20 protein-coding genes are annotated in these 16,431 nt (G+C 34.1%); all 20 read right to left on the bottom strand.

Annotation, left to right across the window (positions count from 1 at the left end; genetic code table 11):
- Positions 1–125 precede the first annotated feature (125 nt).
- Positions 126–1,613, bottom strand: coding sequence for a sodium:solute symporter family protein (locus C7954_RS08965; RefSeq protein ID WP_133618033.1), 1,488 nt, complete (start codon positions 1,611–1,613; stop codon positions 126–128).
- The gene (locus C7954_RS08960) at positions 1,613–1,813 is read right to left on the bottom strand and encodes a hypothetical protein (RefSeq protein WP_134059638.1); all 201 of its coding nucleotides are present in this window, start codon (positions 1,811–1,813) and stop codon (positions 1,613–1,615) included. Before C7954_RS08960 ends, C7954_RS08965 begins: the two co-directional genes overlap by 1 nt.
- 60 nt (positions 1,814–1,873) lie before the next feature.
- Positions 1,874–2,404: a transcription repressor NadR gene (locus C7954_RS08955; protein WP_081374551.1), complete on the bottom strand. Its 531-nt coding sequence runs from the start codon at positions 2,402–2,404 to the stop codon at positions 1,874–1,876.
- Positions 2,405–2,580: 176 nt separating this feature from the next.
- A complete protein-coding gene (locus C7954_RS08950; protein ID WP_133618033.1) occupies positions 2,581–4,068 on the bottom strand; it encodes a sodium:solute symporter family protein in 1,488 nt (495 codons plus the stop codon).
- On the bottom strand, positions 4,068–4,268 hold the full coding sequence (locus C7954_RS08945) for a hypothetical protein (protein ID WP_134059638.1): 201 nt from the start codon (positions 4,266–4,268) through the stop codon (positions 4,068–4,070). Before C7954_RS08945 ends, C7954_RS08950 begins: the two co-directional genes overlap by 1 nt.
- Before the next feature lie 60 nt (positions 4,269–4,328).
- Positions 4,329–4,859, bottom strand: coding sequence for a transcription repressor NadR (locus C7954_RS08940; protein WP_081374551.1), 531 nt, complete (start codon positions 4,857–4,859; stop codon positions 4,329–4,331).
- Positions 4,860–4,987: 128 nt separating this feature from the next.
- Positions 4,988–5,416, bottom strand: coding sequence for a hypothetical protein (locus C7954_RS08935; RefSeq protein WP_073158484.1), 429 nt, complete (start codon positions 5,414–5,416; stop codon positions 4,988–4,990).
- Positions 5,417–5,430: 14 nt separating this feature from the next.
- Positions 5,431–6,066, bottom strand: coding sequence for a class I SAM-dependent methyltransferase (locus C7954_RS08930; RefSeq protein ID WP_134059635.1), 636 nt, complete (start codon positions 6,064–6,066; stop codon positions 5,431–5,433).
- Positions 6,067–6,184: 118 nt separating this feature from the next.
- The gene (rlmH, locus tag C7954_RS08925) at positions 6,185–6,664 is read right to left on the bottom strand and encodes a 23S rRNA (pseudouridine(1915)-N(3))-methyltransferase RlmH (RefSeq protein ID WP_073158478.1); all 480 of its coding nucleotides are present in this window, start codon (positions 6,662–6,664) and stop codon (positions 6,185–6,187) included.
- A gap of 2 nt (positions 6,665–6,666) precedes the next feature.
- The gene (locus C7954_RS08920) at positions 6,667–7,485 is read right to left on the bottom strand and encodes an MBL fold metallo-hydrolase (protein WP_134059632.1); all 819 of its coding nucleotides are present in this window, start codon (positions 7,483–7,485) and stop codon (positions 6,667–6,669) included.
- A gap of 4 nt (positions 7,486–7,489) precedes the next feature.
- Positions 7,490–8,146 carry a redox-sensing transcriptional repressor Rex gene (locus tag C7954_RS08915; RefSeq protein WP_134059629.1) on the bottom strand — a complete coding sequence of 219 codons (657 nt, stop codon included), beginning with the start codon at positions 8,144–8,146 and terminating at the stop codon, positions 7,490–7,492.
- A gap of 22 nt (positions 8,147–8,168) precedes the next feature.
- The gene (gene metG / locus C7954_RS08910; RefSeq protein WP_134059626.1) at positions 8,169–10,136 is read right to left on the bottom strand and encodes a methionine--tRNA ligase; all 1,968 of its coding nucleotides are present in this window, start codon (positions 10,134–10,136) and stop codon (positions 8,169–8,171) included.
- Between the two features lie 24 nt (positions 10,137–10,160).
- Positions 10,161–11,030, bottom strand: coding sequence for a 16S rRNA (cytidine(1402)-2'-O)-methyltransferase (gene rsmI / locus C7954_RS08905; protein WP_134059623.1), 870 nt, complete (start codon positions 11,028–11,030; stop codon positions 10,161–10,163).
- Between the two features lie 78 nt (positions 11,031–11,108).
- Complete coding sequence (locus C7954_RS08900; protein WP_089716741.1) at positions 11,109–11,831, bottom strand: tRNA1(Val) (adenine(37)-N6)-methyltransferase; 723 nt, start codon at positions 11,829–11,831, stop codon at positions 11,109–11,111.
- A 3-nt stretch (positions 11,832–11,834) separates the two neighbouring features.
- Positions 11,835–12,161, bottom strand: coding sequence for an initiation-control protein YabA (locus C7954_RS08895; protein ID WP_073158468.1), 327 nt, complete (start codon positions 12,159–12,161; stop codon positions 11,835–11,837).
- A 20-nt stretch (positions 12,162–12,181) separates the two neighbouring features.
- Positions 12,182–12,988: a PSP1 domain-containing protein gene (locus C7954_RS08890; RefSeq protein WP_134059620.1), complete on the bottom strand. Its 807-nt coding sequence runs from the start codon at positions 12,986–12,988 to the stop codon at positions 12,182–12,184.
- A gap of 21 nt (positions 12,989–13,009) precedes the next feature.
- Positions 13,010–13,999 (bottom strand): DNA polymerase III subunit delta', encoded by a 990-nt coding sequence (gene holB / locus C7954_RS08885; RefSeq protein ID WP_089655613.1) that lies wholly within the window; start codon positions 13,997–13,999, stop codon positions 13,010–13,012.
- A gap of 17 nt (positions 14,000–14,016) precedes the next feature.
- A complete protein-coding gene (locus C7954_RS08880) occupies positions 14,017–14,376 on the bottom strand; it encodes a cyclic-di-AMP receptor (protein ID WP_089655612.1) in 360 nt (119 codons plus the stop codon).
- Positions 14,376–15,002: a dTMP kinase gene (gene tmk, locus C7954_RS08875; protein ID WP_089655611.1), complete on the bottom strand. Its 627-nt coding sequence runs from the start codon at positions 15,000–15,002 to the stop codon at positions 14,376–14,378. Before tmk ends, C7954_RS08880 begins: the two co-directional genes overlap by 1 nt.
- Positions 15,003–15,223: 221 nt before the next feature.
- Complete coding sequence (gene trxB / locus C7954_RS08870) at positions 15,224–16,276, bottom strand: thioredoxin-disulfide reductase (protein WP_089656179.1); 1,053 nt, start codon at positions 16,274–16,276, stop codon at positions 15,224–15,226.
- Positions 16,277–16,431: the final 155 nt, after the last annotated feature.

Here is a 16,431-nt window from a genome sequence, read left to right as displayed (position 1 = left end):
CCTGATCAATGTTTTTAATTTTTTAATTTTAATTATCACTTGATTTTTAATAATTTTATCTTATAAAAGATCTTTTGTCAAGCTCAATCTGAATTAAAATTATAGATTATAATTGTCAATAACTTTTAAATTATATTTCTTTGCCTACATTCTTCATTTATATAATCTATAAATTGATCAGCTTTTTCTGTCGGAGCTTCAGTAAATAAGCTGCCAATAACAAAAACTGCTGTTGAAACGAGCAGTGTCCAAACTCCGGCACCATGACCCAGTGGACTCCAGCTGCTAAACTGGAGGTATAAAGCAGTAATCGAACCAATTATAATACTGCTCAAAGATGCAGCAGCTGTAGCTTTTTTCCAGAAAAAAGCACCAAAAATCGAGGGAACTACAACCAGCAGTCCAATTGAAGCTGCTACTGAGAGAGTGGCAATTAAGTCGAGCTCCTGAATAGCAAAGAAAAATCCTAAAAGAGCGATAATCAAAATAGCAATTTTAGCTGTCCGCAGCTGTCTTAAATTTTGCTCTTGATCCAAATTATCCTCCATATTTTTGAAAATATCTCTAACTACAAGTGAAGATAAAGTCAGCATTATTGAATCAATGGTGGAAATTGCAGCAGCTGTTATTCCAATCATGGCTGCCAGTGCTAAAGCAGTTGGCACATATTGAGATGCTAGAAGCTCTGGTGTTGCCAAATCTGCATTACTCAGTCCAGGAATTAAAAGTCTAGCTGAAAATCCCCAAAAAACTGAAACTAAAGTATAAATAAATCCAAAAACTAAAAAGCCTTTGATCATTGTTTTCATAGCTTTTAAATCTCGGGGAATAAAAAGACGCTGACTAACCTGGGGATTAGAGATAGAAAAGAAAAACCAGGGCAGACTCAACCCAAGAAATGTTTTAAATTTAAAAAATCCTGGTCCAGGTACAGTTAATACATTTCCTTCCAGAGCTGCAAGTGAATCAAAAAAATCTTTAAAACCACCCAAATTCTGATAGATTACATAAAATAAAATAATTACACTGATTACAATCATAATTAATGACTGCAGAGAATCAGTCCAGGTAACAGATTTCATGCCAGCAATTAAGGCCCAGGCGATTGCCAGCATTACAGCTATTGCGACTCCAAAAATAAATGGAATTTCACCATCTGAGAGTCCATTCAAGAGATAGCCAACTCCCATTAGCTGAACTGCAAGATATGGAATTAAAAAAATGCAGGCCGAAAGTGAAGCTGCAAAAGCTATCCACTGATTTTGATAACGATCACCCAACATTTCATAAGGTGAAACATAATTATTTTTTTTCCCAATTAACCAAAACCGGGGACCAAAAAATGCTACTAGAGACAAGCCTGATAAATAAATAAGCTCAAATCCAAGTGCTCCAACTCCACCTGAATATGTAAAGCCTGCCAGACCAATCATCATAAAAGCACTATAGGTAGTAGCACTATAAGAAAGAGCAGCCACAACCCCCCCTGTATTCCTACCACTTAAAAAATATTCGACAACTCCATCATTCATTTCTCGTCTGGCCATTAAAGCAACTATCGAGCCAATTATTATGTATAAAATTATTGCTGTATATAAATATGATATCGGCATTAATTATCCCTCCAGTAAGTTGTAATTTTTATAGTTAAAAAGATAACAATTAAAGCAAAAAAAAGCCAGAATAGAAAAGCCCCTCTAAAAAGATTAATCGAATTTAACATAAGATAAGGAACAGTCAAAGCACTAAGTACAAGCAGTAAAATCAATGCCACATAAAGTAATCTTAATTTTTTTAATTTATCATTTCCCAAATTTATAACCCCCAATATTATAGCTGAATATACAGCTGTCTTTACAGTAAAAATAAAAAATTATTCCTCCAACAAATATCCTTTTTCTTTTAATTCTTCTTTAATCTTTTTTAAAACCTGCCTATTAACAGCTTCAATTGTATGCAAATGGACACCCTCTGTAAGTTTAGAAAGTAATGAGGCCTCATTTTCTCTGTAATTTTTTATAAAATTATCAACATCTTCTCTGCTGCTGATCATTAAGTTACCGCTTAAATCACCATAAATTGGATGTTCAACTTTAACATCAATAACTCTACCTCCATAATTAACAACAGTCAAAAGTTCATCTTTTAATTCTTGCTGATCATCGTGAGAGCAGGCAATAGAAGCTTTAACAGTTGGCATCCCCAAATTTTTTTCATAGAAATATCCCTGAGAAGTGGCAACTATCTTCTCCCCTTCTGCCCTCAAAAGAGCAATATCTTGAACAATAACCTGACGACTAACCCCAAATTCCTCTGCCAATTGAGAACCAATCAATGCCTGCTGAGACGCTTTTAATCTCTGCAGCAATTTACCTCGTCTTTCCTTAGTTTTAATTTTTATCACCTCAATAATTAAATTTAGCTGCTATGCTAAACATTCTATCATCTGTCATGACATCTGTAATGTTTTTAATTTTTTAATTTTAATTATCACTTGATTTTTAATAATTTTATCTTATAAAAGATCTTTTGTCAAGCTCAATCTGAATTAAAATTATAGATTATAATTGTCAATAACTTTTAAATTATATTTCTTTGCCTACATTCTTCATTTATATAATCTATAAATTGATCAGCTTTTTCTGTCGGAGCTTCAGTAAATAAGCTGCCAATAACAAAAACTGCTGTTGAAACGAGCAGTGTCCAAACTCCGGCACCATGACCCAGTGGACTCCAGCTGCTAAACTGGAGGTATAAAGCAGTAATCGAACCAATTATAATACTGCTCAAAGATGCAGCAGCTGTAGCTTTTTTCCAGAAAAAAGCACCAAAAATCGAGGGAACTACAACCAGCAGTCCAATTGAAGCTGCTACTGAGAGAGTGGCAATTAAGTCGAGCTCCTGAATAGCAAAGAAAAATCCTAAAAGAGCGATAATCAAAATAGCAATTTTAGCTGTCCGCAGCTGTCTTAAATTTTGCTCTTGATCCAAATTATCCTCCATATTTTTGAAAATATCTCTAACTACAAGTGAAGATAAAGTCAGCATTATTGAATCAATGGTGGAAATTGCAGCAGCTGTTATTCCAATCATGGCTGCCAGTGCTAAAGCAGTTGGCACATATTGAGATGCTAGAAGCTCTGGTGTTGCCAAATCTGCATTACTCAGTCCAGGAATTAAAAGTCTAGCTGAAAATCCCCAAAAAACTGAAACTAAAGTATAAATAAATCCAAAAACTAAAAAGCCTTTGATCATTGTTTTCATAGCTTTTAAATCTCGGGGAATAAAAAGACGCTGACTAACCTGGGGATTAGAGATAGAAAAGAAAAACCAGGGCAGACTCAACCCAAGAAATGTTTTAAATTTAAAAAATCCTGGTCCAGGTACAGTTAATACATTTCCTTCCAGAGCTGCAAGTGAATCAAAAAAATCTTTAAAACCACCCAAATTCTGATAGATTACATAAAATAAAATAATTACACTGATTACAATCATAATTAATGACTGCAGAGAATCAGTCCAGGTAACAGATTTCATGCCAGCAATTAAGGCCCAGGCGATTGCCAGCATTACAGCTATTGCGACTCCAAAAATAAATGGAATTTCACCATCTGAGAGTCCATTCAAGAGATAGCCAACTCCCATTAGCTGAACTGCAAGATATGGAATTAAAAAAATGCAGGCCGAAAGTGAAGCTGCAAAAGCTATCCACTGATTTTGATAACGATCACCCAACATTTCATAAGGTGAAACATAATTATTTTTTTTCCCAATTAACCAAAACCGGGGACCAAAAAATGCTACTAGAGACAAGCCTGATAAATAAATAAGCTCAAATCCAAGTGCTCCAACTCCACCTGAATATGTAAAGCCTGCCAGACCAATCATCATAAAAGCACTATAGGTAGTAGCACTATAAGAAAGAGCAGCCACAACCCCCCCTGTATTCCTACCACTTAAAAAATATTCGACAACTCCATCATTCATTTCTCGTCTGGCCATTAAAGCAACTATCGAGCCAATTATTATGTATAAAATTATTGCTGTATATAAATATGATATCGGCATTAATTATCCCTCCAGTAAGTTGTAATTTTTATAGTTAAAAAGATAACAATTAAAGCAAAAAAAAGCCAGAATAGAAAAGCCCCTCTAAAAAGATTAATCGAATTTAACATAAGATAAGGAACAGTCAAAGCACTAAGTACAAGCAGTAAAATCAATGCCACATAAAGTAATCTTAATTTTTTTAATTTATCATTTCCCAAATTTATAACCCCCAATATTATAGCTGAATATACAGCTGTCTTTACAGTAAAAATAAAAAATTATTCCTCCAACAAATATCCTTTTTCTTTTAATTCTTCTTTAATCTTTTTTAAAACCTGCCTATTAACAGCTTCAATTGTATGCAAATGGACACCCTCTGTAAGTTTAGAAAGTAATGAGGCCTCATTTTCTCTGTAATTTTTTATAAAATTATCAACATCTTCTCTGCTGCTGATCATTAAGTTACCGCTTAAATCACCATAAATTGGATGTTCAACTTTAACATCAATAACTCTACCTCCATAATTAACAACAGTCAAAAGTTCATCTTTTAATTCTTGCTGATCATCGTGAGAGCAGGCAATAGAAGCTTTAACAGTTGGCATCCCCAAATTTTTTTCATAGAAATATCCCTGAGAAGTGGCAACTATCTTCTCCCCTTCTGCCCTCAAAAGAGCAATATCTTGAACAATAACCTGACGACTAACCCCAAATTCCTCTGCCAATTGAGAACCAATCAATGCCTGCTGAGACGCTTTTAATCTCTGCAGCAATTTACCTCGTCTTTCCTTAGTTTTAATTTTTATCACCTCAATAATTAAATTTAGCTGCTATGCTAAACATTCTATCATCTGTCATGACATCTGTAAAGACATTAATTCTATTTTTAAAATTAAAATAAAAATCCCTGCAGAACTTTACAGGGATATTTTTTTATTTAATTTTCATTATCAGTTGAAATTAATACTCTACCGCCACCTATGTAGCTCTTGTTTGGAAAAACTACTCTTACTTGATAAGGATAATTTTCACCACTCATTGTATCCTGATAACTTTTTTTCATAATTATTACCTGAAATTGAATAGCATCATTTTCAACATAATAAATCTTATCTTCACCAGCTGGTCCAACCCATAGATCATCAACTGGGGCTTTCATTTCTAATTTACCATAGTCATTAACAAATCTAATTCTTTTATCATCTATTATCTCAACCAGCCATCCAGGCTCATTACCAACTGCCCGGAAATGAACTCCTTCCGCTTTTGCCTTTTCCCAAACATCCATTTCTTCAGCACTTACTCCTGCTGTTAAAAGTAAACCAATTGCAAAAATTACTGCTAAGGACACTAAAACTTTTTTCAAGAGTCTCTCCTCCTCTAAGCTTTAAAAAGAATATATTTTTCAAAATCAGTATCAACAATTTCTAAATCAAAGATTGAAGCAATTTTGTTAAAGGTAATTTCATTATAAAAAACAATATGAGTAGAATCCCATTTATACCACCAATCAGCAAAGTTTTCTGGCCCCGGATGCAAAAAGGTCATCACTGCCAGATAAGAACCCTTTTTTAAATGTGAAGTTAATAGTTCCATTTCTTTAATGGGATCAGAAAAATGCTCGAAAACTTCGGTAGATGTAATTAAATCATACTTCTTATTTTTAAATTTTTTTTTCGGAAAAAAGTATGGATCATATTGATCAACATTAAATTTTTTCTCTCTTAAAAGATCCGCTAAAACTGGGCCTGGTCCACAACCAAAGTCCAAAACATCTTTAACGGCTTCAAAATCTATATTTGGCTCTAATAAATTTGATATGAATTTCCTAAACATCTTAACATAACCGTCATTTTGATGATTATTATCATGACCCTGATATCTTTCCTTTTCTGCTTCCGGATCAACAATTTCTGCAGAGTCAATAAAAATCACTTCACAGTTATTACAAAAATAATAAGTATCTTTGTTCTCTATTTCTTCCAAATCATTACTGCCGCATATTTTACAGCTCAAAATTCCACTCCTCACAGCTTAATATTATTCATTCTAATCTTGATTTACATTTAGATTAATGGCATTTTTTTATTCTTATCAATATTTTTTTAGCGCTTCCAAAAATGAAAGCTGTAATTTATAAATGGTATGGTTCATTATTATTAATTTTAAAGGCTCTATAAATCTGCTCTAATAATATTAAGCGAATCATCTGATGAGTAAACGTTAGATGTGATAATGAAAATCTATAATCAGCAGTATTCAAAACAAAATCACTTAAACCAGTTGCTCCGCCAATAATAAAGGTAAAAGAACTATAACCTCGAACCTGTAAATTATTAAGAGATTTTGCAAAGCCGATAGAAGTCATCGGTTTACCTTTTATCTCAAGCGCAAATACATAACTTCGTTCAGGTATATTTTTAGTTATTCTCTCACCTTCTAAAGCTTGTAGAGCTTCTATATCTTTTTTAGAATAATTTTTAGGAACAGCTTCATCTTTAACTTCAATAATATTCAAATCACAATAACGGCTTAAACGTTTTTTGAATTCCTGAATACCCGGCTCTAAAAATGAAGATTTTAAGCTGCCAACTGTTATGATATTTATATCCATAGTTAAAATATTTCCTTTTTCTTTGCCTTTTGATCAATTCTAAAAAGTGATGTTGTCTTAGACTGAGCAGCACAGCCCATTCTTAAATCTTCCCCCACTTTAAAGCCTGCTTCTTTAAGTGCATTATTAACTGTTATATAAGCAACTTTAGGGTTATTATTTTCTTCACTCAAATGAGCCAAAACAACTGTTGGAAAGTTATCTTTTATTAGGGCAGGTAATAAGGCGGCAGTATCATCATTTGACAAATGACCCTTTTGACCTTTAATCCTATTCTTTAAAAAATAAGGATATTTACCAGTCATCAGCATTTCTAAATCATGATTTGACTCAAGTACAAAAAAATCTGCCCCTTTAATTTTTGCAATCATTTTTTGATTCATGATTCCTGTATCTGTAGCTAATACAATCTTTTTGCTGCCGGCATAACAAACATAGCCCACCGGCTGAGAAGCATCATGTGAAATTACATATGGTGAAAATTTTAAATCTCCGATTATAAAGTCTCCCGTAAAAACTCTACGATTTTCAGCTTTTATTTTACCCAATTCAGACTCTGCTGCAGCCCAGGTCCCATCATTTGCATAAATAGGAATGTCATAGCGGCGGGATAGAATTCCTACCCCTTTGATATGATCTTTATGTTCGTGTGTAATAAGTAGAGCATTTAAATCTTCCGCCTTCAAATCTAAAGTTTCCATTCTCTGCTCTAAAGCCTTACCGCTTAAACCGGCATCAATTAAAACAGAATATTCTCCAGCTCTTATATAGGTAGAGTTACCTTTACTGCCGCTGGATAAAACTGCTGTTTCGATTTTCACTTCTTTATTCACCCTTTGTTTCCATTTCTTCCTGCCAACTTAAATGATAAATCAAAGAAACAATACCAACTGCCAGGTCTTCATTTTTAACTTCTATTTCTGGCGGAACCCGAAGTCTAGTTGGAGCAAAATTCCAGATAGCCTTAATTCCAGAATCGATCATCTCATCTGCAACAACTTGAGCTGCATCTGTTGGAACTGCAATTACTCCTAACTTAATATCAGTTTCTGCTACTATTTTATCTATATTCTTAATATCCTGTACTTTTTTTCCATTAATCATATTTCCAATCTTAGCTGGATCATTATCTAAAACACATGCAATTTCAAAACCCATCATGGAAAAACTTTTATAATTGACTAGAGCATGTCCTAGATTACCTGCCCCAACTAATATTGCCGGCCACATTCTATCAACACCTAAAATTTTACCTACCGATTTCTTCAGCTCATTAACATTATATCCAACCCCGCGGCGTCCAAACTCTCCATAATAGGAAAGATCTTTCCGCACTTGAGTTGATGGAATATCCAGTTTTCCTCCCAGATCTTTAGAAGAAACTACATCTATATCTTCAAAAGTATCCATCTTATCAAGACATCTGTAATATAAAGGGAGCCTCTCAATTGTTGCTTTAGGTATATTCTCTCTGTTTTTCACTTTAATTCCTCCCAATAAATTTTTATTTTACTTGACTTCCATTTGCTATGTTGTCTCCAACTGTTGATAATACCATGTTGCCATCAGGATCTGAAGCAGCTAAAATCATTCCTTCTGATTTAACTCCAAAAATTGTTGCAGGTTCTAAATTAGCAACAATCAATATTTTGCGTCCAATCACATCCTCAGCACTAAAATGTTTGGCAATCCCAGCAACTAATTGCCTTTTTTCTAAGCCAATGTCTACCTTTAATTTTAGAAGCTTATTACTACCTTCAATTTTTTCAGCTTCTATAATTTCAGCAACCCTAATGTCAGTATTCATAAATTCTTCAAAAGTAATTCTATCTTTAACTTCTGCTAATTCCAAATTATTTTCCTCCTTATTATCATCTGCCTCTGCTGCAGATTCCTCCTTACGAGCCTCAACTTTTTCAAAATACTCTTCTAAATCTATTCTTGGAAACATTGGCTCTCCATTATAAACCTTAACACCTGTCTTTAAAGAACCCCATTTGCTATCATCCCAACTGGCGTTTTCTATTGCTTCCAGCTGTCCCAGCTGTTCACCCATTTTATAAGGGGCCTCAGTTAAAAATGGTTTTAACATGACAGCTATAATTCTTAAAGCTTCTAATAAATTATAGAGGACTGTTTTTAATCTTTCTCTTTTATTCTCTTCCCTGGCTAAAATCCAGGGGGTTGTTTGATCAATGTATTTATTTGTCCGACGAACCAAATTCCATATTTTTTCTAAAGCAACAGTATATTTCAATTTATCCATCTGAGACTCAACCTCTGTTTTGGTTTCAGCGGCCAGGTTAATTAAGTCTTGATCCACTTCTTCTACAACAGATGGCTCAGGAATTTCACTGTCAAAATACTGTTCAACCATAGAAACAGTTCTATTTAATAAATTACCTAGATCATTTGCTAAATCAGAATTTATTCTTTGAATTAAAGCTTCAGTAGAGTAGGTTCCATCTGTACCAAAAGCTACCTCACGCAAAAGATAGTAACGAATAGCATCTTTGCCAAAATCATTGATTAAAACTACTGGATCAACAACATTCCCCTTTGATTTTGACATTTTTCCAGTATCACTCAAAAGCCAACCATGACCAAAAACCTGAACAGGTAGTTCTAAATCTAGCCCCATTAAAATAATGGGCCAAATTACTGTGTGAAAACGGAGTATGTCTTTTCCTACAAGGTGTAAATCTGCAGGCCAGTAATGTTCAAAATTTTCTGGATCAGTTTCATAACCAATTGCAGTTATATAGTTGCTTAAAGCATCGATCCAGACATAAATAACATGATCTTCATCAATTGGAACTGGAATTCCCCAATCAAAGGTAGTCCTTGATACACTTAAATCATCAAGGCCATTCTCAATGAAATTGATCATCTCATTCCGGCGAGATTCTGGTTCAATGAATTCTGGATGAGTTTTGATATGTTCTAAAAGTCTATCTGCGTATTTCCCCATTTTGAAGAAATAACTTTCTTCTTCAACCCATTCTACCGAGCGGTGACAATCAGGACAGACTTTTTCCCCATTCTCTTCCTCTAACTGTCTTTCTGTCCAAAAAGATTCACAAGGGGTGCAGTACCAACCTTCATAATTACCTTTATAGATATCTCCTTTATCATAAAGTTTTTTAAATATTTTCTGTACTACTTTTTCATGCCGCTCTTCAGTAGTACGAATAAAATAATCATAGTCAATATCAAGTTTATCCCACAGCTTTTTAAATGTCTTAACTATTTGATCAACATATTCTTGAGTTTCTTTGCCAGCTGCCTGTGCCTTACGCTCAATTTTCTGGCCGTGTTCATCAGAACCAGTTAAAAACATGGTATCAAAACCACGCATTTTCTTATATCGAGCTATAGTATCAGCAGCAACTGTTGTATAAGCATGACCGATATGTAATTTGTCACTCGGATAGTAAATTGGTGTTGTTACATAATAAGTATCTCTGCTCAAAATAATCATCCTTTCCAAATTTGTTTATTCAAATTTATCTTTATCAACTGAAATGACAACTGCTTCTTTATAAACATCGCTCTTAGGAAGGTCACGTAGTTTGGCAACCTTTTTGATTGCCTGTTTTTTTGTCATTCCGTTTTCAATTAAAAGCTTTAGATGTTCTAAAATACTTAAATCTTCCCAGCCTTCACTTTCTTCTTTAATTTCACTTCTGCCAGCAATAACTATCACAATTTCTCCCTTGATCTCCTGATTTTTTAATTGCCCTTCCAGTTCAGCTGCAGTTCCATAATATTTTTGCTCATGAATTTTAGTTATTTCTCGCGCTACAACTGTTTGTCTTGCTGCTAATTCAGCACTAAAATCACAAAGATCCTTCAAAGTGTCTTTAATCCTATAAGGAGACTCATAAAAAACTGTAGTATCTTTTGCTAAAGCTAATTCCTCAAAAAAACTCTGTCTTTTTTCTCCAGAGCGGGGAATAAACCCCTTATATGAAAAAGATGAAAGATCTAATCCTGAAACTACTAATGCTGCTAAAAAAGCACTGGGCCCTGGAATCGGTATGACTTCAACACCGGCAGCTACTGCCTGGCGAACTAAAATTTCTCCTGGATCAGAAATTCCAGGCATCCCGGCATCACTAACTAAGGCAATTTCCCTACCTGATTTTAAATGTTCAATTAACTCCTGGCTCCGCTGTTTTTCATTGTGTTCATGGTAGCTGATTAATTTTGTTTTGATAGAAAAATAATTTAAAAGTTTTTGGCTTCTGCGAGTATCTTCACAGGCAATCAGATCTACTTTTTCTAAGGTATCCAGAAGTCGCTGACTCACATCGTCTAAATTACCGATAGGAGTACCACACAAATAAAGATTTGCTGCTTGCAAAAAATAACCTCCAATCTCTGCCTTAAATTTGCTAAATTTATATCAACAGTAAATTTATATCAACAGCTAGATTCACTGCTATTTTTGACCATATATTTCTTTTAATTCAGCTGTATATTCACAGCTGTCATCCTGATAAATTATAAGTACTGGTTTAACTCTGAGTCCTGGATTAGCCCCTTTTTTTGCTTTCAGCAGGAAAATATCAGCTTCCTTATCCCTCCGAGCCTGAACTAAGCGTAATTCCTTTGCCTGACAGTTATATTTAGCAAGAACCTCAATAACCTCTGTTAGTCTTTCAGTTCGATGAACAAGAAAAAAATGACCTCCATATTTTAAGAGACGGGCTGCTTCTCCAACCACATCTTCTAAATCAGCATGAATTTCATGTCTCGCAATTGCTACAAAATCATTTGCTTTCATCTTGCCACTTTCTACAGGTAAATAAGGTGGATTAGAAACAACAATATCAAAACTTCCTGCCTCCAGCTGTGGTTTAAGACTGCAGAGATCAGCATTAATTATCTTAATTTTTCCTTCCAAATTGTTAAACTTTACATTCCGCTCTGCTAAATCAGCGGCTTCGGGTTGAATTTCAACACCAGTTACTTCTACATCCCTATTCTTATATGCTAAAAGCAGTGGGATTACACCACTGCCTGTACCAAGATCAATTACTTTATCTCCAGTTCGGAGTTCAACAAAATTTGCTAAAAGTACAGAATCAGTTCCAAATTTGAAAAATCTATCATCCTGTATAATTTCAAGCTTATCTTTTATTAAATAATGAATCTCTTCCATCAATTACTTCTCCTTACCCTGATTTTCCAGCAGATTCAAACAGAACAGACAGTCCCCTTTTCTTCTTTCACCAAAACTTAAAGGACACACATGATAACCTTCATCATAAATATGAATTAAATTACTGTAACCCTCTTTTTTAACTACAGCTTCTTCTGCTTTTTCTTGATCTTTAAAAAGTAGAGATTTTAATTCTTCGTTTTCACGCTGTAATTCTTCGTTTTCTTGATAAAGCTGATAGGTAATATCTTTAAGCTTATGAAATCGAAGGGAAAGGGCCTCAATTTGCTCCTGAAAATGGGCAAGGCTGCTTAATATTTCCTGATCCATTAAATTTCCTTCCTTTCCAATCAATTTAAATCATATTTATCTAAATCGTCTACATTTACTTCTAAATTCTCATCTGTTCCAATATCAACTTCTACTGTATGTTTAACAAGATTTCTATCTACAACTTTTCCTTTACCCATTTCTAAATCTATTTTTTCACCTACATTTGGCATTAATTTTTTCAAGCTCTTATAAGTTTGGGATTCATACTGCAGACAGCACATTAATCGCCCACAGAGACCTGAGATTTTGGAAGGGTTAAGTGAAAGATCCTGCTTTTTTGCCATTTTAATTGAGATAGGTTGAAAATCTCTCAAAAAAGTAGCACAGCAAACTGGTAAGCCACAAGGGCCAAGTCCACCAAGCATTTTGGCTTCATCTCTGACCCCAATCTGTCTTAATTCAATTCTAGTTTTAAATACAGATGCCAAATCTTTAACTAATTCTCTAAAATCAACTCTGCCATCTGCCGTAAAGTAAAATATAATTTTATTGTGATCAAAAGTATATTCTACATCTATCAATTTCATTGGTAGATTATGCTTATCAATTTTCTTTAAACAAATGTCATATGCTTCTTCTTTTAGTTCCAAGTTCTTTTCATGTCTATCTCTATCTTTTAAAGTTGCCTTTCTAATTACATCTTTTAAAGGAGCAACAATCTCATCATCGGATATTTCTTTTTTACCAACAACTACTTCGGCATATTCTATGCCCCGGGCAGTTTCTACTATTACATAATCTCCAGCTTTTATTTCAAGTTCTCCCGGATCAAAATAATAGATTTTTCCGGCTTTTTTAAAACTAACTCCAACTACCGTATTCATTAAAATACACACCTCATTTATCTATTCTTGATCAGGCTGGCGCAGTTTAAAAAATAAGACTTCTAAACTAAGTTCTTCTCTAATATTGCGTTCAATATATTCTTCACTTTCAGTTATTAATTCTAAACTACGAATGATATTCTGCAAACTTAACTTCTCTGCCATAATTTTCAAATCTTCTAAATAATCTTTATTTATCACTGCATCCAGATAATCCTGTTTAATCAACATTATATCGCGATACCAGTCTGATAGCAAATTAAAACAGGGAAAACCGCTTTTAAGCAGTGAGACCAACTTTTCTGTTATTTTGAAGATCTCTATTGTGTTTTTAGATTTAATATCTTTTAAAAAATCATAAATTTCTTGACGATGTTCAAAATAATCATCTATTTTTATAATTTCCAAAGCTCTGCCCGGACTTCCAGCAGCAGTTTTGCTAATTATAGCTGCCTGTTCTTGATTTAATCCTTCAGCTAAAAGTAAATCTTTAATCTTTTGCTGACTAACACTACTTAATTTAATTTGTTGGCAGCGAGAAACAATTGTCGGTAGTAATTTGCCACTATCTTCTGTTAGTAAAATTATTGTAACAAAGGACGGTGGCTCTTCTAAAGTTTTCAAGAGCGAATTAGCTGCCTGCTTTGTCATTTTTTCTGCAGGCTCAATAATATATATTTTATGATCACTATCATAGGGTTTATAAGCTATTTCCTTTTTTAACTCTCTAATTTGATCAATCGAAATAGCAGTTTTGCCTTCCAGAATAGAAATTGTTTTAAAATCAGGATGGTTTTGGTGATCCATTTTTCTACAGTTAAGGCAGCTGCCACAGCTGTCAACTTTAGACTCCTCACAAAAACTGGCCTTAGCAAACTCAAAAGCCAGTTTTGTTTTACCACTGCCTTTTTTTGCAGAAAAAAGATAGGCATGGCTGATTCTATTTTTTTCTATTTCATCCTGTAAAATTTCTACAGCTTCTTTCTGACCAATAACTGAGTCAAAACTCATTTAAAAACTCCTTTTAATTACATTTTAATAAACTGTTCTACATCAATAATAAATACAGTTGCTCCGCCAATTTTAATTTCCATTGGGAAAGAATAATATCCTTCTAAAGAATTAGCAACAGGGGACATTGGTGCCACAGTTTTTTTGCGTGCTTCACAGTTTTTTCTAATAATATCTAAAACTTCTTCTACATGACCTTCATCAGAGCCAATAATAAAAGTAGTGTTACCTTCCCGTAAGAAACCACCGGTAGATGCCATTTTAGTTACTTGAAAACCTGAAGTAGTTAAAGCCTCCATTAGATCAGCTGCATCGTGGTCGTGAATAACTGCAATTATCATTTTAACTGTTTTGCCAGTTTTTGCTCTTTTTTTCATTAGAATAACCTCCTGCTAATTATATTTTCTATATTTTTTTGGACATTTTCTATACTTTCACCAGCATTTACTAAGGCAAAACGTTCTTTTTCTGCCATTTGTAAATAAGCATCTCTTACCCGCTGGTGAAATTCGTCTACTTCTCTTTCCAATCTATCACCTTCAGCCTCAGAACTTTGAGCTCTAGCCCTGTTTAGGCCTTCTTTAATATCAATATCTAAAATAAAAGTTAGATCTGGCCAAGTAGAGTCAATTACCCAATCATTAATCTGATAAACCATCTCATAATCTAAACCCCGGCCAGCTGCCTGATAGGCTAAATTAGAATCTGCAAACCTATCGGAAATAACTATTTTGCCTTTTCCTAAAGCTGGTTTTATTTTTTCTTTGACATGCTGAGCTCTATCAGCGGCATATAGAAGAATTTCTGTTCTGTAATCCATAAAATCATATTGAGGATCTAAAAGTAAATTTCTAATCTTCTCACCTAAAGGAGTGCCGCCTGGTTCTCTACTAACCAAAACTTCATATCCTTTATTTTGTAAATAATCTGCAAGCAGGCGAATCTGTGTTGTTTTACCTGATCCTTCAATACCTTCGAATGTAATAAAAAATCCTTCTGCCAAAACTGTCAGCCCCTCTCAAAACTTTGTTAAAATAATCTTATTTATATATTAATTATATAATAATCAACTGGCTAATGCAATAAAAGAAAAGCCGACTGAAACACCCCACCCTACTGCTGAAATGTTTTGTCGACTCTTAATTAATTAGTATTTAGTAAATATTATTTTTAGACCCAGGCTGAACTATCTGCAGCCAAAGTCTAAACTGGAACTGTAAAAAGCTAATCCAAATTAAGACTTAAACTTAATCCACCTTCCTCTTTTCCTTGATCAGCAGATTTACCAGATTTATTATCTTCATTATAATTTTTAATTTTAACTTCTTTTGCCGGGAAGGAATCCTCTTTTTCTTCAATATATTCTGAAGCCTCAATTGCTGCTTTAGCTCCAGATCCGGCAGCGATTACTACCTGCCTGTAGTCAGGATCCTGCACATCTCCACAGGCAAAAACGCCTTCAATATTGGTATGCTGTTTTTTATCTGTCACTATATAGCCGTAATCATCAAGTTCTACCTGGCCTTTTAAACACTTAGTTCTTGGATGATGACCGATAGCAACAAATAGTCCATCTACATCAAGGCCGCTCTCTTCATCTGTTTTATTATTGAAAATACGCAGACCTTCTAATTTTTTCTCACCTTTGAGATTTTTAACCTCTGTATTCCATAAAATTTCAATGTTTTCTTTTGCTTTAACCCGATCGCCAAGAATCTTGGCTCCTCTAAATTTATCGCGTCGATGTAAGATATATACTTTAGAGGCAAATTTAGCTAAAAATGTTGCCTCCCATAATGCTGTATCTCCTCCACCTACAATTGCCACCTCTTTGTTTCTAAAAAATGCAGCATCACAAGTTGCACAATAAGAAACTCCATTACCCCGCAAGCTGTCTTCTTTATCCAAACCTAAAGTTTTTGGCTCAGATCCAGTGGCAATTATGATAGAATCTGCAATGTATTCTCCTGCTTCTGTTTTTACAATGAATTTATCTCCTGAAAAGTCAACTTCTTCAGCACTTTCATATTCCAGACGAACCCCAAAATTTTCCGCCTGTTTTGTCATTTTTTGAGTTAATTCAAAACCACCAATCGATTCTGGGAAACCAGGATAATTTTCTAATTCAGAGGTTGTTGTAATCTGTCCTCCAGGTTCCGGTCCATTTAAGACTAATGGGGCAACACCATTTCTGGCTGCATAAATTGAAGCAGATAACCCCCCCGGTCCACCACCAATAATAATTAAATTTTCTTCCTGTCTATTTTTATCATTCATCATTAATTCCCCCTGTTTAAAGCTTTGATCTAATTAAATTTATTTAAATTTGATTTATATCTCAACTTTCAAATATTATCGTATTACTATTCCCCCGTTTTTTCTGTTAAACCAGCAACAAAAGCCTCGCCCTGGTAACAATTTTAAGCAAACCT

It is taken from the genome of Halanaerobium congolense (genome assembly GCF_004366375.1).
Lineage (GTDB): Bacteria > Bacillota > Halanaerobiia > Halanaerobiales > Halanaerobiaceae > Halanaerobium > Halanaerobium congolense.
Note: the sequence above shows the minus strand (reverse complement) of the source record. Positions and strands in the feature narration are given on the sequence as shown.